Annotated in this window: 17 protein-coding genes; 9 read left to right on the forward strand and 8 right to left on the reverse strand. The window is 70.7% G+C overall.

The genetic code is table 11. The annotated features are described in order from the left end of the window. Positions 1 to 145 precede the first annotated feature (145 nt). Positions 146 to 2,728 carry an alpha-glucan family phosphorylase gene (glgP, locus tag KIK09_RS33670; protein WP_214323431.1) on the reverse strand — a complete coding sequence of 861 codons (2,583 nt, stop codon included), beginning with the start codon at positions 2,726 to 2,728 and terminating at the stop codon, positions 146 to 148. Positions 2,729 to 2,965: 237 nt separating this feature from the next. On the opposite strand from glgP, the gene KIK09_RS33675 reads away from it, so the two are divergent. The 4 genes from KIK09_RS33675 (at position 2,966) to KIK09_RS33690 (ending at position 8,778) form a co-directional block, all read left to right on the forward strand. Next, positions 2,966 to 5,029, forward strand: a complete 2,064-nt coding sequence (locus KIK09_RS33675) for an alpha-1,4-glucan--maltose-1-phosphate maltosyltransferase (protein ID WP_214323432.1) — start codon at positions 2,966 to 2,968, stop codon at positions 5,027 to 5,029. Positions 5,030 to 5,091: 62 nt separating this feature from the next. Next, on the forward strand, positions 5,092 to 6,792 hold the full coding sequence (gene treS / locus KIK09_RS33680; protein WP_214323433.1) for a maltose alpha-D-glucosyltransferase: 1,701 nt from the start codon (positions 5,092 to 5,094) through the stop codon (positions 6,790 to 6,792). A gap of 3 nt (positions 6,793 to 6,795) precedes the next feature. After that, complete coding sequence (locus tag KIK09_RS33685; RefSeq protein WP_214323434.1) at positions 6,796 to 8,133, forward strand: maltokinase N-terminal cap-like domain-containing protein; 1,338 nt, start codon at positions 6,796 to 6,798, stop codon at positions 8,131 to 8,133. A 12-nt stretch (positions 8,134 to 8,145) separates the two neighbouring features. Beyond that, entirely contained in the window at positions 8,146 to 8,778 is a 633-nt protein-coding gene (locus KIK09_RS33690; RefSeq protein WP_214323435.1) for a LysE family translocator, read from the forward strand. On the opposite strand, the gene KIK09_RS33695 is transcribed toward KIK09_RS33690, so the two are convergent. The 4 genes from KIK09_RS33695 to KIK09_RS33710 are packed head-to-tail and all read right to left on the reverse strand — an operon-like array spanning position 8,779 to position 11,587. Beyond that, positions 8,779 to 9,408 (reverse strand): response regulator transcription factor, encoded by a 630-nt coding sequence (locus KIK09_RS33695; protein WP_214323436.1) that lies wholly within the window; start codon positions 9,406 to 9,408, stop codon positions 8,779 to 8,781. Further along, positions 9,405 to 10,511: a sensor histidine kinase gene (locus KIK09_RS33700; protein ID WP_214323437.1), complete on the reverse strand. Its 1,107-nt coding sequence runs from the start codon at positions 10,509 to 10,511 to the stop codon at positions 9,405 to 9,407. The genes KIK09_RS33695 and KIK09_RS33700 overlap by 4 nt, the downstream gene beginning before the upstream one ends. A 4-nt stretch (positions 10,512 to 10,515) precedes the next feature. Further along, positions 10,516 to 10,686, reverse strand: a complete 171-nt coding sequence (locus tag KIK09_RS33705) for a hypothetical protein (protein WP_214323438.1) — start codon at positions 10,684 to 10,686, stop codon at positions 10,516 to 10,518. A gap of 40 nt (positions 10,687 to 10,726) precedes the next feature. Beyond that, positions 10,727 to 11,587 carry an NAD(P)-dependent oxidoreductase gene (locus tag KIK09_RS33710; RefSeq protein ID WP_214323439.1) on the reverse strand — a complete coding sequence of 287 codons (861 nt, stop codon included), beginning with the start codon at positions 11,585 to 11,587 and terminating at the stop codon, positions 10,727 to 10,729. Positions 11,588 to 11,667: 80 nt separating this feature from the next. On the opposite strand from KIK09_RS33710, the gene KIK09_RS33715 reads away from it, so the two are divergent. The 3 genes from KIK09_RS33715 (at position 11,668) to KIK09_RS33725 (ending at position 16,549) form a co-directional block, all read left to right on the forward strand. Further along, positions 11,668 to 14,655 (forward strand): AfsR/SARP family transcriptional regulator, encoded by a 2,988-nt coding sequence (locus KIK09_RS33715; protein WP_214323440.1) that lies wholly within the window; start codon positions 11,668 to 11,670, stop codon positions 14,653 to 14,655. 87 nt (positions 14,656 to 14,742) lie between these two features. Further along, positions 14,743 to 15,399, forward strand: coding sequence for a hypothetical protein (locus KIK09_RS33720; RefSeq protein ID WP_214323441.1), 657 nt, complete (start codon positions 14,743 to 14,745; stop codon positions 15,397 to 15,399). A gap of 1 nt (position 15,400) precedes the next feature. Continuing rightward, entirely contained in the window at positions 15,401 to 16,549 is a 1,149-nt protein-coding gene (locus KIK09_RS33725; RefSeq protein ID WP_250574138.1) for a copper amine oxidase, read from the forward strand. On the opposite strand, the gene KIK09_RS33730 is transcribed toward KIK09_RS33725, so the two are convergent. Further along, positions 16,512 to 17,030 (reverse strand): hypothetical protein, encoded by a 519-nt coding sequence (locus KIK09_RS33730; protein WP_214323442.1) that lies wholly within the window; start codon positions 17,028 to 17,030, stop codon positions 16,512 to 16,514. The two genes, KIK09_RS33725 and KIK09_RS33730, sit on opposite strands and share 38 nt — an antisense overlap. A 212-nt stretch (positions 17,031 to 17,242) precedes the next feature. Here KIK09_RS33730 and KIK09_RS33735 point away from each other — a divergent pair, with 212 nt between their 5' ends. Next, positions 17,243 to 18,601 carry an alkaline phosphatase PhoX gene (locus KIK09_RS33735; protein WP_214323443.1) on the forward strand — a complete coding sequence of 453 codons (1,359 nt, stop codon included), beginning with the start codon at positions 17,243 to 17,245 and terminating at the stop codon, positions 18,599 to 18,601. On the opposite strand, the gene KIK09_RS33740 is transcribed toward KIK09_RS33735, so the two are convergent. Further along, entirely contained in the window at positions 18,579 to 19,226 is a 648-nt protein-coding gene (locus KIK09_RS33740; protein WP_214323444.1) for a DUF4328 domain-containing protein, read from the reverse strand. The two genes, KIK09_RS33735 and KIK09_RS33740, sit on opposite strands and share 23 nt — an antisense overlap. Positions 19,227 to 19,269: 43 nt before the next feature. After that, entirely contained in the window at positions 19,270 to 19,794 is a 525-nt protein-coding gene (locus KIK09_RS33745; RefSeq protein WP_214323445.1) for an NUDIX hydrolase, read from the reverse strand. A gap of 219 nt (positions 19,795 to 20,013) precedes the next feature. Here KIK09_RS33745 and glgB point away from each other — a divergent pair, with 219 nt between their 5' ends. Next, on the forward strand, positions 20,014 to 22,161 hold the full coding sequence (gene glgB / locus KIK09_RS33750) for a 1,4-alpha-glucan branching protein GlgB (RefSeq protein ID WP_214323446.1): 2,148 nt from the start codon (positions 20,014 to 20,016) through the stop codon (positions 22,159 to 22,161). Positions 22,162 to 22,223: the final 62 nt, after the last annotated feature.

Genomic DNA, 22,223 nt, shown 5'->3' on the forward strand with positions numbered 1-22,223 from the left:
GCAGACGCCGCGCCTGCCAACATGCCTCACATCTCCTCACCAGACCCGGCGCAGGGAGGGCGCCGGGCCTCGCATCTTCCTGCCGACCCGGCGCGGGGAAACCACCGCGCCTGCCGTGCCTCGCGTCCCCGCGTGGGTGCGTGGGCTAGCGGAGGGTGCCGTTGGTCATGCCGGCTGGTTCTTCTGGGACGGTTGTGAGGCCTAGTTCGGCGGACGAGGCGGCCAGCGGGTGGTGGGGGACGACTCGGACCGTGTAGCCGAAGGCGCCTGTGCGGTCGAGGGGGACCGTGCCCGTGTAGTGGGCTCGGCCGTCGTCGTCGACCGTGGTGGGGGTGAGGTCCGCGTAGTGCGGGTGGAGGAGTTCGTCGTGTTCGCCTACCTGGCCGTAGGCGGCCTGGACGCGGACGTCCGTGGGGTCGAGGTCTCCCAGGGCGATCGTGGCGTGGAGCTCCAGGGTGGCGCCCACCTCGGGCGTGTCGCCCACGCCGGAAGCCTCCACGTGTTCGACGCGGACTCCTGGCCAGGCCCGGGTGACGCGCAGGCGCCAGGCGGCGAACGCCTTGGCCTGGCCGTAGGAGTCAGCCGAGAGGGCGCGGGCGGAGGCGGCGGCCGGCGAGTAGAGGCCGACCACGTAGTCGCGCAGCATGCGCCCCGCGAGCACCTTGGGACCGAGCGAGGTGAGCGTGTGCTTGACCATCTCCATCCAGCGGCGTGGCGGCCCTGAGGCGCCACGGTCGTAGAAGCGGTCGGACACCTCGTGCTCGATGAGGTCGTAGAGGGCGGCGGCCTCGAGCTCGTCGCGGCGGTCGGTGTCGGTGACGCCGTCGGCGGTGGGGATGGCCCAGCCGTTGGTGCCGTCGTACCACTCGTCCCACCAGCCGTCGCGGATCGACAGGTTGAGCCCGCCGTTCAGCGCCGACTTCATGCCCGAGGTGCCGGAGGCCTCCAGCGGGCGCAGCGGGTTGTTGAGCCAGACGTCGCAGCCCTGGACCAGCAACTGCCCGAGCGCCATGTCGTAGTCGGGCAGGAACACAATCCGATGCCGCACTTCGGGCGAGTCGGCAAATTTCACGATCTGCTGGATGAGCTTCTTGCCGCCCTCGTCGGCCGGATGGGCCTTGCCCGCGATCACGATCTGCACCGGCTTGTGCGGGTCGAGCAGCAGCGAGGTCAGCCGCTCCTGATCGCGCAGCATGAGCGTGAGCCGCTTGTACGACGGCACCCGCCGGGCGAAGCCGATGGTCAGCACGTCGGGGTCGAGCGCGTCGTCGATCCAGCCCAGCTCGGCGTCGGAGGCCCCGCGGTCACGCCAGGACTTGCGCAGCCGTACCCGGGCGCCCTCGACCAGGCGTCGGCGCAGCTTGCCGCGGATGTCCCAGATGTCGGCGTCGGAGATCTTCTCCACGCCCTCCCAGCCGCGCGACCTCTCCAGCACCGAGGGCAGCTCGCGGCCCGCCAGCTCCATGAGCTCGCGGCCGACCCAGGTGGGCGCGTGGACGCCGTTGGTGATCGAGCCGATCGGCACGTCGTCCACGTCGAAGCCGGGCCACAGGTCCTTGAACATCTCCCTGCTGACGTGGCCGTGCAGCTCGGACACGCCGTTGACGCGCTGGGCCAGGCGCATGCCCATGACGGCCATGTTGAAGCGGCCCGGCTCGCTCTCGGCGCCGAGCGCCAGGATGCGTTCCACGGGCACTGTCGGCCAGGCGTTGTCGCCGCCGAACTGCCGCTCGATCATCTCCACGGGGAACCGGTCGATGCCGGCGGGCACGGGCGTGTGTGTGGTGAACACGGTGCCCGCCCTGACCGCCTCGAGCGCCTCGTCGAAGCTGAGCCTGGCCTCGGTCAGCTCCCTGATCCGCTCCAGGCCGAGGAACCCGGCGTGGCCCTCGTTGGTGTGGAAGACCTCCGGCTCGGGGTGGCCGGTGATGCGGCAGTAGGCGCGGATCGCCCGCACGCCACCCACGCCGAGCAGGAGCTCCTGCATCAGCCGGTGGTCGGTGCCGCCGCCGTAGAGCCGGTCGGTGATGTCACGGGCCGCGGTGTCGTTGTCGGCCACGTCGGAGTCGAGCAGCAGCAGCGGCACCCGGCCCACCCTGGCGACCCAGAGCTGGGCGTACATGGCGCGGTTGTCCGGCAGGCCGATGCGGATCTTGACCGGTGTGCCGTCCTCCTCCTTGAGCAGGCTCAACGGCAGGCCGCCGGGATCCAGCGACGGGTAGTGCTCGAGCTGCCAGCCGTCGGGCGAGAGCGACTGGGTGAAGTAGCCGTGCCGGTAGAGCAGGCCGACCGCCAGGATCGGCACGCCCAGGTCGCTGGCCGTTTTCAGGTGGTCGCCGGCCAGGATGCCCAGGCCGCCGGAGTACTGGGGCAGCGCCGCGGCTATGCCGTACTCGGGAGAGAAGTAGGCGATGGCGCGGGCGGCGTCGGGCAGTGTCTGGTACCAGCGCGGCGCGGTCATGTATTCGCGTAGGTCGTCGGCGGCGTCGGCGAGCCTGCGCAGGAAGCGCCTGTCGCCGGCCAGCTCGGCGAGCCTGTCGGGGCCGACGGCGCCGAGCAGCGCGACCGGGTCGTGGCCGACCTGCTCCCAGAGCTCGGGGTCGACCTCGGCGAACAGGTCAAGCGTCTCTGGGTGCCAGGACCAGCGCAGGTTTTGCACGAGCTCGCCGAGGGCGGCCAGCTCCGCGGGCAGGACGGTGCGGACGGTGAACCGGCGGATTGCTCTCACGTTTCTGAACCCTAGGGGGTAGTCGGGACCTCTGGGTCCTTCACCGGGGACATGAGCGTTGAAACCCCTTCCAAGAACAAGCATGAAAAGGAAGCATTGGGGCATCTCCCGCTTATGGCTTTCCGAGGCGACTCGGGAGGCTCATCCGCCGCTCCCAACCTTCGAGATGCAAGGATCGTTCTTGCCACGGAAGCCTCCGGTGGTGCCAGGGTGGCGCCGCCGCAACCGAGAGATGCGATGATCGGCCGAATTCCCATCACGGACATCCACCCCGTAGTCGACTGCGGGCAGTGGGCCGCCAAGGCGGTCGCCGGTGAGACCTTCGAGATCGCCGCGACCGTCTTCCGCGAGGGCCACGACGCCGTGGCCGCGGGGGTCGTGCTCACGACGCCCGATGGACAGCGTGAACGCCTGAAACCGATGCGTGAGCTGGACCAGGGCACCGACCGGTGGGGCGTGCCCGTGAGCCTGCCGTCGGAGGGCGACTGGCAGTTCCGCGTCGAGGCCTGGAGCGACCCGATCGCGACCTGGCTGCACGACGCGGAGATCAAGATCCCGCGCGGCATGGACGTGGATCTCATGTGCGAGGAGGGCGCCCGCCTCTTCGAGCGCGCCGCGAAAGCCGTACGGCAGGCCGACTGCCCCGCCCCGCACGAGGGCAACGGCCGCGGCAGGAAGGGCGGCGAAGGCACGTGCGGGCACCGGGCGGCGCTGCTGGCGGTCTCGGCGACGCTGCGCGACGACAACCTCGACCCGCGGGCGCGGCTGTCGGTCGCGCAGTTGCCGGAGACGGCCGCGCTGCTCGAGGCGCACCCGCTGCGGGACCTGGTGACGCGCTCGAAGCAGCAGCGGATCAGGGTCGACAGGCGCAGGGCGCTGTACGGCTCGTGGTACGAGTTCTTCCCCAGGTCAGAGGGGGCGATCGTCAACGAGTCGGGCATCTCCAAGTCAGGAAATTTCCAGACGGCGGCCAAGCGGCTGCCCGCAGTAGCCCGGATGGGCTTCGACGTGGTCTACCTGCCGCCGATCCACCCGATCGGCAGCACGTTCCGCAAGGGACGCAACAACACGCTCAGCCCAGAACCTGACGACCCGGGCTCCCCGTGGGCCATCGGCTCGGAGGACGGCGGGCACGACGCGATCCACCCCGACCTGGGCACGATCGACGACTTCGACGAGTTCGTCGACCGCACGCGGGAGCTGGGCATGGAGGTGGCGCTGGACTTCGCGCTGCAGTGCTCCCCCGACCACCCGTGGGTCAAGGAGCACCCGGAGTGGTTCACGATCAGGGCCGACGGGTCGATCGCCTACGCCGAGAACCCGCCCAAGAAGTACCAGGACATCTACCCGATCAACTTCGACAAGGACCCCGAGGGGATCTACGCCGAGGTCAAACGGGTGCTGCTGCACTGGATGGACCACGGCGTGCGGATCTTCCGGGTGGACAACCCGCACACCAAGCCGGTCGCCTTCTGGGAGCGGATGCTGGCCGACATCCACAGGACCGATCCGGACGTGATCTTCCTGGCCGAGGCGTTCACCAGGCCCGCGATGCTGCAGGCGCTGGCCAAGGTGGGCTACCACCAGTCGTACACGTACTTCACCTGGAAGAACTCCAAGTACGACGTCGAGACCTACCTGACCGAGCTGGCCCAGGAGACCTCGTACTTCCTGCGGCCCAACCTGTTCGTGAACACGCCGGACATCCTGCATGACTTCCTGCAGCAGGGCGGGGTTCCCGCGTTCAAGCTGCGGGCGGTGCTCGCGGCGCTGGCCTCGCCCACGTGGGGCGTGTACTCGGGGTACGAACTCGGTGAAAACATCCCGGTTCGCCCGGGGAGCGAGGAATACCTAGATAGCGAGAAATATCAGTACAGACCTCGCGATTGGGTCGCCGCGGAACGAGAGGGCCGCAGCCTTGCCCCCTTCATCACCCAGCTGAATTTGTTCCGAAGAGCCCATCCGGCACTCCAGGAATTGCGTAATCTACGGTTCCACCAGGTCGACCAACCGGACGTGATCTGCTTCTCCAAGCGGCTGCCCGGCGCCTACGACCCGGCCACACGAAGGCACGGGCTGGGCGACGTCGTCCTGGCGGTCATCAACCTGGACCCACACAACACCCACGAGGCGACGGTCGATCTCGACCTGCCCGCTCTCGGTCTCGACTGGAACGCCGAGTTCGTCGTGGACGACGAGTTGTCGGGCGAGTCGTATCGTTGGCGGCAGAGGAATTACGTCCGCCTCGATCCCCACATCCAACCTGCCCACATCCTCACCGTACGAGCCGCGCCACGGTAGATCAGAATTCAGCGGGGAGTCTTCGACATGCTTGAAAACACCTCCTTCACGGGCGAAGTTTCATGAGCGCTGCCCCCATCCCGAACCCATTCGACGAGGAGAAGCCGCGCGATCCTCACTGGTACAAGCGCGCGGTCTTCTACGAGGTGCTGATCCGGGGCTTCGCCGACTCCAACGGCGACGGCACCGGCGACATCAAGGGCCTGATCAGCAAGCTCGACTACCTGCAATGGCTGGGCGTCGACTGCCTGTGGCTGCTGCCCTTGTACGAGTCCCCCCTGCGCGACGGCGGCTACGACATCGCCGACTTCATGAAGATCCTCCCGGAGTTCGGCGACCTGGGCGACTTCGTGAAGCTGGTGGACGAGGCGCACAAGCGCGGCATGCGGGTGATCGCCGACCTGGTGATGAACCACACCAGCGACGCCCACCCGTGGTTCCAGGCGTCCCGGCACGACCCCGAGGGGCCATTCGGCGATTTCTACGTGTGGTCCGACTCGGACACGCAGTATCAGGATGCCAGGATCATCTTCATCGACACGGAAGCGTCCAACTGGACCTACGACCCGGTGCGCGGGCAGTACTACTGGCATCGCTTCTTCCATCACCAGCCGGACCTCAACTACGAGAACCCGGCGGTGCGGGACGCGATGCTCGAGGTGCTGCGCTTCTGGCTCGACCTGGGCATCGACGGGTTCCGGCTGGACGCCGTGCCGTACCTCTTCGAGGAAGAGGGCACCAACTGCGAGAACCTGCCCAGGACCCACGAGTACCTCAAGCGGGTCAGGGCCGAGGTGGACCGGCTCTACCCCGACAGGGTGCTGCTGGCCGAGGCCAACCAGTGGCCGTCGGACGTGGTGGAGTACTTCGGCGACCCGGTGGGCGGCGGCGACGAGTGCCACATGGCCTTCCACTTCCCGCTCATGCCGCGCATCTTCATGGCGGTGCGCCGCGAGTCCCGCTACCCGATCTCCGAGATCCTGGCCCAGACGCCGAAGATCCCGGAGAACTGCCAGTGGGGCATCTTCCTCCGCAACCACGACGAGCTGACGCTCGAGATGGTGACGGACGAAGAGCGCGACTACATGTACACCGAATACGCCAAAGATCCGCGCATGCGGGCAAATGTCGGGATTCGTCGGAGACTCGCCCCTCTCCTGGAGAACGACCGCAACCAGATCGAGCTGTTCACCGCCCTGCTGCTGAGCCTGCCGGGTTCCCCGGTGCTGTACTACGGCGACGAGATCGGCATGGGCGACAACATCTGGCTCGGCGACCGCGACGGCGTCAGGACCCCGATGCAGTGGGACCCCGACCGCAACGCCGGGTTCTCCGACTGCGACCCGGGCCGCATCTACCTGCCTGTGATCATGGACCCGATCTACGGCTTCCAGGCGATCAACGTCGAGGCCCAGCAGAAGAACGCCGCCTCGCTGCTGCACTGGACAAAGCGGATGATCGAGATCCGTAAGCGGCACCCGGTGTTCGGCACGGGTGAGTTCATCGAGCTCAACTCGTCGAACCCGTCCGTGCTGGCATTCGTCCGCGAATTCGGTGATGATCGCATGTTGTGCGTCAACAACCTCTCGCGGTTCCCCCAGCCTGTGGAGCTCGACCTGCGGAGGTTCGTCGGCGTCTCGCCCGTCGAGACGATGGGAGGGGTCCCATTTCCGGCGATTGGCGAACTTCCGTATCTTTTGACGCTTCCTGGGCATGGTTTCTACTGGTTCACCCTCCCACCGACCACCGTCCAGGAGGAGTAAGACGTGCTTGAGGAGCTCCTTGCCCGTTGGATCACCAATCAGCGCTGGTTCGCGGGCAAGGGGCGCCCGATCGACTCGCTCGGTATCGAGTCCGATCTCACGCTCCACGCCGAAGACCCGGGGCTCCGGCATCTGATCATCTCTGTCTGGCAGGCGGGCTCCCGTGACCGCTACCAGCTCCTGCTCGGCTCGCGGGCCGAGCTCCCCGAACGCCTGTCCCACGCCCTCATCGGGACGCACGACGGCACGCACCACTACGACGCCGCACACGACCCCGCCCTCACCCGCTCGCTGCTGGAGGGAATGGCCACCGACCGCGCCTGGGACGGCGTCCGGTTCGGCCACATGCCCGGCGTCGACATCGACACCTCGCTGCGCAGCCTGGTCCTGGGCGCCGAGCAGTCCAACACCTCGCTGGTGTACGGCGACGCCTACATCTGCAAGCTCTTCCGCCGCCTCATCCCCGGCGTGAACCCCGAGGTCGAGGTGGTCACCGCGCTGGCCGGCCGCGGCGCTCCCCATATCGCCCGGCCGTACGGGTGGATCGAGACCGACCTGGACGCCACGGGCACGACGCTGGCGTTCATGCAGGAGTTCCTGTCCACCGCCAACGACGGGTGGGGGCTGGCGCTCGCCAGCGTGCGCGACCTGTACGGCTCGCTGCCCGAGGTCACCGCCGAGCAGGCAGGCGGAGACTTCGCCGCCGAGTCGCGGCGGCTGGGCGTGGCCACCGCCCGCATCCACACAGAACTGGCCGCGGCCTTCCCGACGGACGTGATGGACCCCTCCGAGATCAGGCGGATGGCCGAGGGCTTCCGCCGCAGGCTGGCCCTGGCCACCGCGGAGGTCCCCGCGCTGCGCGAGAACGCCGAGGTGGCCGATAGGGCGTTCCTGGCGGTGGAGGACCTGTCCGGGCCGGTGCCCGTGCAGCGCGTCCACGGCGACTACCACCTGGGCCAGGTCATGCGGACGCCCACCGAGTGGATCGTGCTGGACTTCGAGGGCGAGCCCGGCCAGCCGCTGGCCGAGCGCAGGGCGCTGTACTCGCCGCTGCGGGACGTGGCGGGCATGCTGCGCTCCTTCGAGTACGCCTCGCGCCACCTGCTGGCCGACCACCCCGATCCCAAGCCGCTGGAGCCGCGGGCGGCCGAGTGGGCGGACCACAACAAGGCCGCCTTCCTCGAGGGGTACGCCGCAGGCGGCGGTCACCTGGACGCCGCCGACGCCACCCTGCTGCGCGCCTTCGAGCTGTCCAAGGCCGTCTACGAGGTCGGCTACGAGGCCCGCAACCGGCCGAGCTGGCTGCCCATCCCGCTGGCCGCCTTCCAGGAGCCCGAATGAGATGATGGAGTCATGCCCCTCGACCCGCACCTGCTCGCGCTGTTCACGGTGACCACGGTCATCGCGATGATCACGCCTGGGCCGGACATGCTGTTCATCCTGGGCTGCGGGATGCGCGGCGGTCCGCGTGCCGGGCTGCTCGCCACGGCCGGGGTGGCCACGAGCGAGGCCGTCCACGTCGCGGTGGCCGCGGCGGGCCTGGCGGCCCTGTTCGCCGCCGTCCCCGTGGCCTTCACCGTGGTCCGGGTGGTCGGCGCCGCGTACCTGATCTACCTGGGCGTGCAGACGATCCGTCGCCGCAAGGACACCCGGGGCCTCGACCCGGCCTCGGGGCCGCGGATCTCCGACCGGCGCGCCTACCTCAACGGGCTGCTGACCAACCTGCTCAACCCGAAGATGGTCACGTTCACGATCGCGTTCCTGCCGCAGTTCATCAGCCCTGGGCTGGGTCACGTCTGGCTGCAGTTCGCCATCCTCGGCGTGATCCTGATCGTGCTCGAGTTCATCGTCGACGGCACGGTCGGGGTCCTCGCCGGACGGATCGCCGCCTGGCTGCGCCGCCGCCAGGCCGCCAAGCGCGGCATCGACGTCGCCACCGGCGGCATCTTCATCGGGCTCGGGATAAAGCTGGCCGTGGAACGCTGATCACAGGTGGCGGTGCGCGTAGCCCGCGGCCTCGGTGCGGTTGCGGACGCCGATCTTGGCGAAGGCGTTGTTGATGTGCGTCTTGACCGTGGTCTCCGCGATGACCAGGGTGGCGGCGATCTCGGCGTTGTTGAGCCCGCGCCCGATCAGGCGCAGCACCTCCACCTCCCTGACCGTGAGCCCGTCGGGCGGGTCCGTCACCGGGCCCGGCTCGCGGCGTGACAGGGCCTCGACCAGGCGCCTGGAGACCGGCTCGGCGAAGGTGGACTGTCCCGCGGCCGCCGAGCGGAGCGCGGCCGCGATCTCGGCCCTGCCCGCGTCCTTGGTGAGGTAGCCGCGTGCCCCGGCCAGCAGCGCGGCGGTGATCGACTCGTCGTCGTCATAGGTGGTCAGGACCAGGACGGCGACCTCGGGATGGTCGCGGGTGATGCGCCTGGTGGCCTCGGCGCCGTCCATGACCGGCATGCGCAGGTCCATCAGCACCACGTCGGGCCGCTCGGTGGCGACCAGGCGCAGGGCCTGCTCGCCGTCGGCGGCGTCGCCCGCCACCTCGATGCCGTCCATCAGCTCGATGAGCGCCACCAGGCCCTCGCGCATGATCTGCTGGTCGTCGACCACCAGCACCCTCATCCCGGTACCTCCGCCGTGACCCGCCACTCCCCCTCGCGGGGTCCCGCCTCCAGTGTCCCTCCGATCAACGCCAGCCTCTCCCGCATCCCTGCCAGCCCGTGCCCGGGTTCGCGTGGTTGTGCCGTACCGGGGAGGGTGTTGTGGACGCGGAGGGTGACGGCGTGGTCGGTGAAGGTCAGGGTCATCGACACGGGCAGGCCCGGAGCGTGCTTGGCGGCGTTGGTGAGGGCCTCGCGGGCCGTGCGGAGCAGGCCGACCTCGACGGCGGGCGCGACCGGGCGGGGCTTGCCGACCGTGCGGGCCTCGACCTGCGCGTCGTGGTCGCGCCGGTGCGCGGCGACGAGCGCCGACAGAGCCTCGGGCAGCGGCGGCACGTCCTCGCGCAGCGCCGCCACCGCGGCCCTGGCCTCGATCATCCCGTCGGTGGCCAGCCGCAGCGAGCGCTTGATCCGCCGGGCGGCGCCCTCGACGTCGCCCTTCTCGGTGAGCATCGCGTCGGCCACCTCGAGCTGCACGCGCAGCGCGCCCAGCGAGTGGGCCAGCACGTCGTGCAGTTCCCTGGCGATCCTGGCCCGCTCGTCCAGTGCCACCGCCCGCGCCCTGTCGAGCTGCCCCTGCCGGAACTGCCGCCGGTGCAGCGCGAACAGCAGCGTCATCACCAGGACCGCCGCATGCGTGGCCATCGACGTCGGCTCCCTGCCGAACCACACCATGCCGCCCAGCATGAGCGCCAGGTCCGCGGCGGCCACGGCCAGGATCGCCCACACCGGCGGCGTCAGATGCGCGGCGAACAGCAGCAGCGTGGCGAACAGGAAGATGATCGCGTCCGTGCCGTCGGGGCCTACCGCGAGCGCGGCCAGGGCGGAGCCGAGCGCGAGCGCCACCAGCGCCACCCGGTGCGCCCGCCTGTCCAGCAGCACGAAGCACAGCCAGCAGGCCAGGCTCGCGCTCAGCGCGGTCCACACCAGCGCGGGCGCCGCGGCCGGGGCGGCGGAGGCCAGGGTCAGCCCGAGCAGCAGCGTGATCACGTATCTGACCAGCTGCCCCGTCTCCGGGTCGTCCGCCGACAGCAGGCGCTTGACCCGCTCCCACACCTCCGCCATGTCGCTAGTGCGATCCCCTCATGTTGAGAATCATCTCCACCATCAGCAGGCGGAAGGCGATGAAGCCGACGACGACCACCGCCGCGGCCACGATGAGCGCGATGATGACTTTTCCGTTCATCTTCCCTCCGTTGGCGTCCAGGATTCGCTGGAGCACGTAGAGCACCTTGTCCATGCCGCGAACCTAGGAAGCGACCCGGGTGGAGCCGTACCTCCTAATGGTGGAGATCCGGGTGGAGCTCCTCGAAGAGGCTGGACAGCGACTGGTCACCGTGGCCGCGGGCGACGCGGCGGGCCATCAGGTCGCGCAGCGGCGCCAGCAGCTCGGTGGTGACGCCCTGCTCCTCGAAGGCGCGCGCGAGGTTGACCAGGCCGGAGGCGTTGATCTCCAGGTTGGACACCTCCGTGGCGTAGGACTTGGCCTCGATGTCGCGCGCCCAGGCCGGCAGCAGCTCCAGCATCGACCGCATCCACGGCACCAGCCGGGTCTGCGTGAACTCCACCACCCCCACGCCCTGGGACTCCACCAGCGCCGCCGCCTGCAGGAATCCGGCGATCTGCCCGTACATGCCGGTCAGCATCGCCAGGTCCTGCAGCGAGGCCATCCCGGGGTCCTCCCCCAGATGGCTCGGTACGGCCAGCGGCTCGAGCACCGCCCGGTACCGGTCGAAGGCCTCCCGCGACCCGCTGTAGAGGATGGAGGCCCCCGGCCCGCCGATCATCTGGGGCACCGCCATGATCCCGCCGTCCAGGTACTCCGCCCCGCGCTCGGCTGCCCACCCGGCCGCCTCCCGCGCCTCGGACGGGCGCCCGGTGGTCAGGTTCACCAGGACCTTGCCCTCCAGGTCGACCCCGTCGAGGGTCTCGTACACGGACGGGTAGTCGAGCAGGCAGGCGATCACCAGCCGCGCCGCCGCCACGGCCTGCGCCGGCGTCTCGGCGCGGGCCACGTCCAGCTCCGGGGCCCGGCCGGGCGTCCGGTTCCACACGGTGACGGGGTGTCCCGCCTCCGCCAACGTGCGGGCCAGCGCCCGCCCCATCAGTCCCAGCCCGAGCACGACCACAGATTCCGACATTCGCTTGCTCCTTTCAGATGGTCTTCACCCTGGCGAGGGCGGGTTATGGTCGGATTCCGATGGGGTTATGGGGGGGTTGGATGCGGTTCGGGGTGCTTGGTCCGCTCGCGGTGTGGACGGACGACGGCGAGCCCGTCGCCGTTCCCGAGGCGAAGGTCCGCCTGCTCCTGGCCGTCCTGCTGGCCGGCCGGGGCCGTCCCGTCTCTACCGACCGCCTGGTCGAGGACCTGTGGGGTGACCGGCCGCCGGGCGACGCGCTGGCCGCGCTCCGGGTGAAGATCTCCCAGCTGCGCAGGGTCCTGGGCAAGGACGCGATCACGTTCGGCCCGGCCGGGTACACGCTGCACGCCGGGTCCGTGGACGCCGACCGCTTCCACGACCTGGTCGCGGGGAAGGCATTCGCCGAGGCACTGGCGCTGTGGCGCGGGCCCGCGTTCGCCGGGTTCGAGGACGCGGAGTTCGCCAGGGCGCCCGCCGCCAGGCTGGAGGAGATGCGCCTGGCGGCGCTGGAGGAGCTGGCCGAGCTCCGCCTGGAGCGCGGCGAGCACGCCGCGCTCACCGCGGACCTGGGCGACCTGGTGGCCGCGCACCCGCTGCGCGAGCGGCTGCGCGCCGTCCATCTGCGCGCCCTGTACCGGGCCGGGCGGCAGGGCGAGGCGCTGGCCTCCTATGAGGACCTGCGGGTACGGCTGGCGGACGGGCTCGGCGTGGACCCCTCCCCCGAGCTGGCCGGCCTGCACCAGGCCATCCTGCGGCAGGACCCCGGCCTGTCCCTCGCCGAGCGGCCGCGCACGAACCTGCCGGCCCCCGTCAGCGACCTGATCGGGCGGAAGGAGGCCGTGACGGAGGTCAGGGCCATGCTCGGGCGCAACCGGCTGGTCACGCTGACGGGGCCGGGCGGCGTCGGCAAGACTCGCCTGGCGCTGGAGGCGGCGGCCGAGCCCGGGCTCGCGTTCGGCGGCGGGGTGTGGCTGGTGGAGCTGTCGTCGCTGAACCCGGGTACCGCCGTGGAGGTGACCGAGGCTGTGGCCGGGGCGCTCGGGCTGCGCGACGACGGGACCGAGCCGGTCGAGCAGCGGCTCGCGGGCGTGCTGCGCGGCGCCGAGACGCTGCTCGTGCTGGACAACTGCGAGCACGTGGTCGACGAGGTGGCCGCGCTGTCCGGCCGCCTGCTGCGGGCCGCGCCCGGGCTGCGGGTGCTGGTGACCAGCCAGGAGCCGCTGCGTATCGCGGGCGAGGCGGCCTGGAGCGTGCCCCCACTGACCTTGGAGGCGGCGGTCCGCCTGTTCAACGCCCGCGCAGGCCTGGACGGCTCCTGGGCGGGCCACGAGGAGGACGACGCGGCCGTGGCGGAGATCTGCGCGCGGCTCGACGGGATCCCGCTGGCGCTGGAGCTGGCCGCCACCCGGGCGCGGGTCCTGACCCCACGCCAGCTGGCCGACCGGCTCGACGACCGGTTCGGGCTGCTGGCCGCGGGCAAGCGCGACGCGCCCGCCAGGCAGCGGACGCTGCGCGCGATGATCGACTGGAGCTGGGAGCTGCTGCCCGATCACGAGCGCCTGGTCCTGCGCCGCCTGGCCGTCCACGCCGACGGCTGCACGCTGGAGGCCGCCGAGGCCGTCTGCGCCGAGCCCGACCTGGACGTGCTGCCCCTGCTGGCCAACCTCGTCGACCGCTCCCTGGTGACGCGCACGCCCACCGGCCGCTACCGCCTGCTGGAGTCCGTCGCCGCCTACTGCCGCGAGCGCCTGGCCGAGGCGGGCGAGCAGGCCGCGGTCGAGCTGCGCCACGCCCGCCACCACGCGGCACTCGCCGCCCTCGCCGCCCCCCGCCTGCGCGGCCAGGACCAGCGCCGCTGGCTCGCCGTCCTCGACGCCGAGGCGGCCAACCTCCGCACCGCCCTGGAAACCGCCGTACGGCAGGCCAAGGCGCCCGATCTGGAGCCCGCCGTACGGCAGGCCGCGGCGCAGACCGCCTCGCTGCTGGTCGGATCGCTGGCGTGGTACTGGATCCTGCGCGGGCGGCTCGGCGAGGCGCAGCGCGCCCTGGAGTCGGCGCTGACCGTCTCCCCCGACGCCCGCACGGAGGTGTGGCTGGCCGGGCTGCGGATGCTGGCGGGGCAGGGCCCGGCGCCGGGCAGGCGGCGGCACGAGGAGATCGCGGACCCGCTTGAGCGGGCGCGGGCAGGCTGGTTCCTGGCCTTCTCGCTGTTCGGCTACGACGACGCCGCGACCGTGGAGGACCTGATCGGCGCGGCGCTGAAGGAGTTCGAGGCGCACGACGACCGCTGGGGCGTCGCGGCCACGCTGAGCGTGCGGGCCCGGCTGGCCCTGTTCCGCGGTGATCTGGCCGCGCTCGAACGCGACGGCGAGCGGGGCCTCGCGTTGTTCCGCGAGACGGGCGACCGGTGGGGCGAGGCTCGGGCGGCGGAGAACCTGGCCACGCTGGCCGAGATCACCGGCGACTACGCCAGGGCCGAGGAACTGCGCGGCGAGGTGCTGCGGGCCGCCGAGGAACTGGGACTGGCGGCCACGGCGACGGACGCGCTGTCCAAGCTGGGCAGGATCGCGCTGCTGACCGGCGACCTGGAGCGCGCGGAGGACCTGCACGAGCGTGCCAGGCGGCTGGCGCTGGCGCAGTCGAACCGGCCCGCGCAGGAGTTCGCCGAGCTCGGGCTGGCCATCGTCGCCCGCAGGCAGGGACGGCTCGAGGAGGCCGAGCGCTACCTGCGGACCTGGCTGGGCTGGGTGCGCGAGGTGGCGGGCGATCCCGGCGCCGCGTTCATCCTGGCCGAGCTGGGTTTTGTGGCCGAGCAGCGGGGCGACGCCGAGGCCGCGCTCGGGCTCCACCACGAGGGGCTGGAGACGGCCCGCCGTACCGGGGATCCGCGGGCGGTCGCGCTGGCGCTGGAGGGGCTGGCCGGGGCGCAGAGCCTGCGCGGGGACGCGGCCGAGGCGGAGCGGCTGCTCGCCGAGGCGGGCGAGTTGCGGCGGTCGGTGGGCGCGCCGCTGCCGCCGGGCGAGCGCGGCGACGTCGACCGGATCGCCGCCCGCATCCGCACGCTCTGACGAGGGATTACTCCGGTTCGCCTGCTCGCACGGCAGGCTTTGGCTACTCTTCGTGGGCGATTGCCAACTAAGAGTAAAGGAGCTGGCATGCGGCGAGTGGTGGTGCTAGCCGCCTCCTCCCTGGCGGTGCTGGTGCTCGCGGGGGTGGCGCTGTCGCTGTCCGGCGACGAGGCGCCGCAGGCGGCCAGGTCGGCGCAGGCGGCCCCCGCGCCGGGCGATCCGCTCACGCCGGACGAGGTCAGGCGCGCCACCGAGATCGCCACGGGCGGCTCGCGCGAGCACCTCGCGGCGGGCCGATCCGAGTTGCTCTACGTCGAGCGCGACGACGACAAGGCCACGCAGGACTCCCGGCGGGCCCAGGCCTACATCTACGACTACTCGGCCGACTCGCTCATCGTCCGCACGGTCGACCTGGGCGAGGGCAAGGTCGTCGAGGAGTCGGCGGGCAAGGGGGTCCAGCCGCCGCCCTCGCCGCGCGAGGCGCTGCGCGCGGGCGAGCTGCTGCTGGCCGACCCCAAGCTGGGCAGGGCCGTACGGCAGGCCTACGCCGCCGCGGCGGGCAAGGCTCTGCGGTCCGTGGCCGACCTCGGGATCCACGGGCTGATCTACACCGAGCGGAGCGGGCCGTGCGCGACCCACCGGTGCGTGCGGCTGTTCGTCCGGCTGCCCGGCGGCAAGTTCCTCGACACCAGCCGCATCGTCATCGACCTGTCGGCTGGGCAGGTCCGGACTCTGGAGTGGTGACTTGTTCCTCCGACTGGCCTTAGCGGCCTTCGTCGCCGCCGCGGGACACGTCGTCCCGCCCGCGGCCACCACCGCGAACAGCAAGGTGTGCGGCTCGCCGTACCGGATCGACGAGACCCTGCCCGACGGGGCGCGCTGGCGGATGTGCTTCGAGATGCGCAACGTCGAAGGGCTGACGCTCAACCGGGTCAGCTACACCCCGAAGGGCGGTGCCGAGGTGAGCGTGCTGCGCAGCGCGGCGCTGGCGCAGATCCACGTGCCCTACGACAGCGGCGAGCCGCGCTACCACGACATCGGGGCGCTCGGGGAGATGGCGATCCCGCTGACCGCCGCCGACTGCCCCGGCGGGGAACGGCGCACGCAGCTGGTGTGCGTGACGACCAGGGAGCGCGGACTCGGCTACCTCAAGGACGGCTACGGCGACCCGGCCGAGCGCAGGTCGCGGCAGGCGCGCGAGCTGGTGGTGCTGTCGGCCTACCAGGTCGGCTGGTACACCTACGTCGCCGAGTGGATCTTCGGCGACGACGGGTCCATCACGCCGCGGGTCGGGGCGACGGGCTCGCTGGCCGGGGCCGTGACCTCGCCCCGTCACGGATGGCCGATCGGGGTGGGCAGCAAGCACTTCGAGGAGTCGCACAGCCACAACATCTTCTGGCGGATGGACTTCGACATCCAGGGTCCCGCCCACGACGTGGTGGAGCAGTACGACTTCGCGGGCGACGGCACCAAGAAGCGCGCCATGATCCGCACCCGGTTCACCCGCGAGGCCAGGGCCGTGAACCGGCCGATGCGCTGGTGGCGGGTGGTCGACCCGAGGATGCTCAACTCCGACCACCACCCGATCTCCTGGCAGATCGACAACTCCGACAGCGCCGACTACCGGGGCCCGGCCGACGAGGCGTTCACCCACGCCGACCTGTACGTCACGCAGTACCACGCGTGCGAGCGGCTGGCCACGATGAACACCGCCCCGCACTGCCGCGCGTCGGTCGACAGGTACGCGGGCGGCGAACGCGTGACCGACCCGGTGGTCTGGGTGGACGTGGGCTTCCACCACGTGGCGCGCGACGAGGACGCCGACCCGATGCCGGTCCACTGGCAGGGCTTCCGCATCACGCCGCGAGACGTGTCTCCGCGGAACCCTTACTGATCAGGAGCCTGACGCCGACCCCGGCCGTGCGGACGATCAGCATGGCGAAGGCCATGAGGACGAAGAAGGCCGCCCACGCGCCGGGGTCGGCGATGTGGTGGTCGGCCATGAACTCGCCCAGGCTCTGCCGGAACGACGGCGAGTTCTCCGCGCCGTAGACGAAGGCGATCCTGGCCAGCAGCGACACCACCCAGACCCCCAGGTACGGCCAGCCGGCGATGGTGTACCACCTGCCGTCCGCCCGCTCGACCCGCATGTTGGCCACCAGGGCGACCCCGAGCGCGACGCCGATGAGCGTGCCCCAGACCGACAGCCACAGGGTGCCGCCCTCGAAGCGGACGTCGCCGAGGTAGGTCGGCCCGAAGTAGGCCAGCGCGCCGAACGACAGCAGCAGCCGCCACCACATGATGCGGTGGCGGCCGAGCTGGGTGAACAGGACCAGCAGCAGGAAGGCGCCGGAGAAGATCAGTGCCGCGGACATGGTGACTCCTGAACGTGGGGGAACCGAACGCCTCCCGACGCTAGGTTCCGGCGCCTCCCCGCGGATCGGAGCCAGGGTGGGACTCCTCTCCACCCCCGGGTGGAGTTCGCAGGGAATGTTCATCGTGATGACACTGGCGAGTCAGAGAACGGTTCCCTGGGCACACTTGGGTCGCGTGTTGTAGGCCAGTTCCTCACGATTTGGCGGTGTCCATGTCCGTTTCACGTCGTAACCTCCTGCGCGGCGCCGCGGCGAGCATCATGATCGCCGGAAGCGTCGAGGCGATCGCCAATCCCGCCGCCGCCTCCACCGTCGGGTACGGCCCGCTGGTCCCGGACCCGAACGGGCTGCTCGCGCTGCCGCAGGGCTTCTCGTACAAGATCGTCGCCGAGGCGGGCAAGACGCTGCTGGAGAGCGGCGAGCCGACGCCGAGCGACGCCGACGGCACCGCCAGCTTCCCGAGCAGGGGCGGATCCACGCTGGTCAACAACCACGAGATCGGCGGCGGCGAGCCGTACCGGGTGCCGGCCCTGCAGGGCCTGACCTACGACCCGGGCGCGGGCGGCGGCACCACCAACATCGACGTGGACAGGCACGGCACGCGCGTGCGCGAGTACGTCAGCCTGGCCGGCACCCACAACAACTGCGCGGGCGGCAAGACGCCGTGGAACACCTGGCTCACCTGCGAGGAGACCGAGCAGAAGGCCGGCGGCGCCTACCAGAAGGACCACGGCTACGTCTTCGAGGTCGACCCCTTCGACCAGGACGCCAACCAGAACCCGGTGCCGCTGAAGTTCCTCGGCCGCTACTCCCACGAGGCCGTCGCCGTCTCGCCCCGCGACTCGACGATCTACCTGACCGAGGACGCCAACGGCCCGCACGGCCTGTACTTCCGCTGGACGCCGCCGCGCGGCTTCCACGGCGGCAAGGGCGCGCTGCGCGAGCTGGCGATGGCCACCGGCGGCGACACGGCCGGTCAACTGCAGGCCATGAGCTGCTACCACGGCTCGCAGCACATCGCCGACCTGTCGGAGGCCACCAAGCCCGGCACGCGCTACAAGGTGCGCTGGGTGGACGTGCCCGAGCGCGACGCCAAGACCACCTCGGTCCGCAAGCAGTTCACCGACGACCAGGTGACGCGCAGCCGCAAGCTGGAGGGCGCCTGGTGGTCGCACGGCGGCGCCTACTTCGTGGCAAGCTACGCCCGGCAGAGTGACGGCAGCGTGAACGAGCACGACGGGCAGGTGTGGTTCTACGACCCGGAGAGCGAGACGGTCACGCTCAAGACCATCTTCGGCGTCAACCCCGACCCCACCCAGGACACCAACTTCGACGGCCCCGACAACATCACGGTCTCGCCGTACGGGGGCGTCATCCTGGCCGAGGACGGGGAGGGCATCAACCACCTGGTCGGCGTCACGCCGCGGGGGACGGCCTACCCGCTGGCGCGCAACGACTTCAACGACAGCGAGTTCACCGGGCCCAACTTCGACGTGACCGGGCGGATCCTGTTCGCCAACATCCAGACGCCGGGTTACGTCTTCGCCATCACGGGACCCTGGCGAGGCTAGTACGGCGTGCCTCCTGGAACCCGGTGATCTTCCACACGACGGCGGCGGCCAACCCGGCCGCCGCCACCGTCACCGCCACGAGGGCGACGTCCAGGCGCGCCGCCATGGCTAGGGTCGCCGCGTCGTCGCTCCGGGCGAGCACGCGGCCGACCACGGTATTGCCGACGACGACGATCACCCAGGCCACCCACCACGCCCACACCAGGCCGGATCGGTACTGCGGCGGGCGGTCATCGGAGGCGTTCCAGATGTCGTCGACGATCTGCTTGGGGAACCAGAAGCAGATGACCGGCACGAACCACCCGAACGTCATCCAGGCGCGATTGTGGCGATGCGGCTCAAGACTCAAGATCTCGGCGTTGGCACGCACGCGGTAGAGCCAACGCAGGAAGAGCAGGGCGGCCACGAGGTAGACGGCGATCTGCGTGATGCCGACCCCGTAGTTGGTGAGGTCGCTCGCCTCGAGCTCCGTAACCCGGACGCTGTCCGGGTCGGTCACGTAGCGGTCGATCAGAGCGCCGCGCTGGAGGTCGATCCACGCGGCTCCGATGCCCACCAAGGAATCGAGGCCCAGGGCGGCCAGCGCGAACGCGGCCATCGCCCGAACCGGGCGTAAGGGATGCATGGCGGGCCAGTATGGCGCGCGATCGGAGCGCGCGGAGGGATCTTCAGGAAAGTAGGGCCTCGACGCGGCTGAGGGTCTCGCGGACGTTAGGCTCGCCGGTCAGCGCGTGCGCCTCAGGGAAGGTCAGCCAGCGCAGCTCCGCCCCCGGCTTCTCCGGCCGGATCTCCTCCGGCGACTCCGTGGACAGGACGTAGCGCAGGTCGGCGTGCTCGTGGGCGGGCTCGTGCGGCGCGGCCGGCACCGAGACGACGACCACATGCACCAGGTCCGAACCGGGCAGCGGCTTGAGATCCTCGAGACCGGTCTCCTCGCGGCCCTCCCTGAGCGCCACCTCCAGCGGGTCGGTCTCCCCCGGGTCGGCGTGGCCGCCGACCTGGATCCACGCCTGCTGGCGGGCGTGCCAGCGCAGCAGCACGCGCCTGGTGGGCGGGTGCACGATCAGGGCGGAGGCGGTGAAGTGCATCGCGGTCGCCCGCGACCACGGATCGCCGTCGACGAGCGTGTCGCGGATCCTCGACACGTCGGCCGACTCCTCGGCCGTGGAGGGGGCGTATCCAGCAAGAATCACGGCCGACAGCCTAGCCACCGTGACCGTCGTGCCGTTGAGGTGGTCCGCGGAGATTGGGTAGACACGCGGGCTCCTGCGAAGTAAGTGAGCCTCGATAAGGCAGGATCGTGACCAACGTCCGAGAGTCCGCGGTTTTCTCCGGTAATCCGTGATTAATGCGGTGAAAGCGGGCAGGGCCTGGGATGGCCGGGCGGAGTAGGGCAGGGTTAGGGGATGCCGATGGCGACTGAGCTGGACCGCCTCGCGGGTGGGGCGCACCACGATCCGCATTCGATCCTGGGGGCGCACCCGGCGCCCGGCGGGGTGACGTTCAGGTGCCTGCGGCCGCTGGCCGAGCGGGTCGAGGTGGTGTTCGACGACGACACCGCGTACGACCTGCGCCACGCGGGCCACGGCGTGTTCGAGGTGACCGTACCCGGGCTGGACAAGGTTCCCGGCTACCGGCTGCGGATCAAGTATCCGGACGGCGCGCCGTACGAGATGCTCGACCCCTACCGGCACTGGCCGACGCTCGGTGAGGTGGACCTGCACCTGATCGGCGAGGGCAGGCACGAGCGGCTGTGGGAGGCGCTCGGCGCGCGGGTGATGCGGCACGAGGACGTGGACGGCGTGGCGTTCGCCGTGTGGGCGCCGAACGCGCGCGGCATCCGGGTCGTGGGCGACTTCAACCACTGGGACGGCCAGGGCCACCCGATGCGGTCGCTGGGCCGGTCGGGCGTGTGGGAGCTGTTCATCCCCGGCATCGCGCAGGGGGAAAGGTACAAGTTCCAGATCCTCGGCGCCGACGGGGTGTGGCGCGACAAAGCCGACCCGATGGCGAGAAGGACCGAGATACCGCCTCAGACGGCGTCGGTCGTGGAGAAGTCGGAGTACGTCTGGGACGACGGCGCGTGGGTGGCGCAGCGGACCGAACGGCTGCCGCAGAAGTCCCCGATGAGCGTCTACGAGGTGCACCTCGGCTCCTGGCGCCCCGGGCTCAGCTACCTGGAGCTGGCCGACCAGCTCGGCGAGTACGTCAGCGACCTGGGCTTCACCCACATCGAGCTGATGCCGGTGGCCGAGCACCCCTTCGGCGGCTCCTGGGGCTACCAGGTGACCTCCTACTACGCCCCGACCGCCCGCTTCGGCTCGCCCGACGACTTCCGCGCGTTCGTGGACCGGCTGCACCAGCGCGGCATCGGCGTGCTGCTCGACTGGGTGCCCGCGCACTTCCCGATGGACGACTGGGCGCTGGCCCGCTTCGACGGCACCCCGCTGTACGAGCACGCCGACCCCGCCAGGGGCGAACACCCCGACTGGGGCACCTACGTCTTCGATTTCGGCCGCAGGGAGGTGCGCAACTTCCTGGTGGCCAACGCGCTGTACTGGCTCAAGGAGTTCCACGTCGACGGGCTGCGGGTGGACGCGGTCGCCTCGATGCTCTACCTCGACTACTCACGGCGCGACGGCGAGTGGACCCCCAACGTGTACGGCGGGCGCGAATACCTGGAGGCCGTCGACTTCCTCAAGGAGATGAACTCAGTCGCCTACCGCGAGGCGCCCGGGATCTCGACCGTCGCCGAGGAGTCCACGGCCTGGCCGGGGGTCTCGCGCCCGGTGCACCTGGGCGGGCTCGGGTTCGGCTTCAAGTGGAACATGGGCTGGATGCACGACACCCTGGCCTACCTGCGGCACGAGCCGATCTTCCGCCAGTATCACCACCACCAGCTGACCTTCTCCCTGATGTACGCCTACAGCGAGAACTTCGTGCTGCCGCTGTCGCACGACGAGGTCGTGCACGGCAAGGGCTCGCTGCTCGGCAAGATGCCGGGCGACGAGTGGCAGCGCTTCGCCCAGCTGCGGGCGCTGCTGGCGTTCATGTGGGCGCATCCGGGCAAGCAGCTGCTGTTCATGGGCGGCGAGTTCGGCCAGGGCTCGGAGTGGTCGGAGGAGCGCGGGCTCGACTGGTGGGTGCTGGAGTTCGACGGGCACCAGGGCGTGCAGAAGCTGGTGCGCGACCTGAACCACCTCTACCGCGCCACGCCCGCGCTGTGGGAGCAGGACATCTCGCCCGAGGGCTTCCGCTGGATCGACGCCGACGACGCGCCGGGCAACACCTTCTCCTTCGTCCGCTACGCCACCGACGGGTCCGCGCTGGCATGCGTGGTCAACTTCAGCGGCGCGCCGCACGAGGGTTACCGGCTCGGCCTGCCGTACGGCGGGCGGTGGGAGGAGGCGATCAACACCGACGCCTACGGATACTGGGGAAGTGGGGTCGGCAACCTGGGCTCGGTGCAGGCCGTCGAGGTGCCCCGGCACGGCCTGCCGTACTCCACGACCATGCGAGTGCCCCCTCTCGGGGCGGTCTGGCTGTATCGCGAAGGGTAATTCACAGGAGTTCCCCTCTGTCCGGGTTGTAAAAATCTTCCTAGACTCCGAGACGTGCGACT

The organism is Nonomuraea sediminis (assembly GCF_018531495.1).
GTDB lineage: Bacteria > Actinomycetota > Actinomycetes > Streptosporangiales > Streptosporangiaceae > Nonomuraea > Nonomuraea sediminis.

Excerpts from the sequence above, each read along its gene's own strand:
- KIK09_RS33675 (WP_214323432.1), top strand. The coding sequence starts at position 2,966 with ATGATCGGCCGAATTCCCATCACGGACATCCACCCCGTAGTCGACTGC.
- treS (WP_214323433.1), top strand. The coding sequence starts at position 5,092 with ATGAGCGCTGCCCCCATCCCGAACCCATTCGACGAGGAGAAGCCGCGC.
- KIK09_RS33690 (WP_214323435.1), top strand. The coding sequence starts at position 8,146 with ATGCCCCTCGACCCGCACCTGCTCGCGCTGTTCACGGTGACCACGGTC.
- KIK09_RS33695 (WP_214323436.1), bottom strand. The coding sequence starts at position 9,408 with ATGAGGGTGCTGGTGGTCGACGACCAGCAGATCATGCGCGAGGGCCTG.
- KIK09_RS33700 (WP_214323437.1), bottom strand. The coding sequence starts at position 10,511 with ATGGCGGAGGTGTGGGAGCGGGTCAAGCGCCTGCTGTCGGCGGACGAC.
- KIK09_RS33705 (WP_214323438.1), bottom strand. The coding sequence starts at position 10,686 with ATGGACAAGGTGCTCTACGTGCTCCAGCGAATCCTGGACGCCAACGGA.
- KIK09_RS33710 (WP_214323439.1), bottom strand. The coding sequence starts at position 11,587 with ATGTCGGAATCTGTGGTCGTGCTCGGGCTGGGACTGATGGGGCGGGCG.
- KIK09_RS33715 (WP_214323440.1), top strand. The coding sequence starts at position 11,668 with ATGCGGTTCGGGGTGCTTGGTCCGCTCGCGGTGTGGACGGACGACGGC.
- KIK09_RS33720 (WP_214323441.1), top strand. The coding sequence starts at position 14,743 with ATGCGGCGAGTGGTGGTGCTAGCCGCCTCCTCCCTGGCGGTGCTGGTG.
- KIK09_RS33730 (WP_214323442.1), bottom strand. The coding sequence starts at position 17,030 with ATGTCCGCGGCACTGATCTTCTCCGGCGCCTTCCTGCTGCTGGTCCTG.
- KIK09_RS33735 (WP_214323443.1), top strand. The coding sequence starts at position 17,243 with ATGTCCGTTTCACGTCGTAACCTCCTGCGCGGCGCCGCGGCGAGCATC.
- KIK09_RS33740 (WP_214323444.1), bottom strand. The coding sequence starts at position 19,226 with ATGCATCCCTTACGCCCGGTTCGGGCGATGGCCGCGTTCGCGCTGGCC.
- glgB (WP_214323446.1), top strand. The coding sequence starts at position 20,014 with ATGGCGACTGAGCTGGACCGCCTCGCGGGTGGGGCGCACCACGATCCG.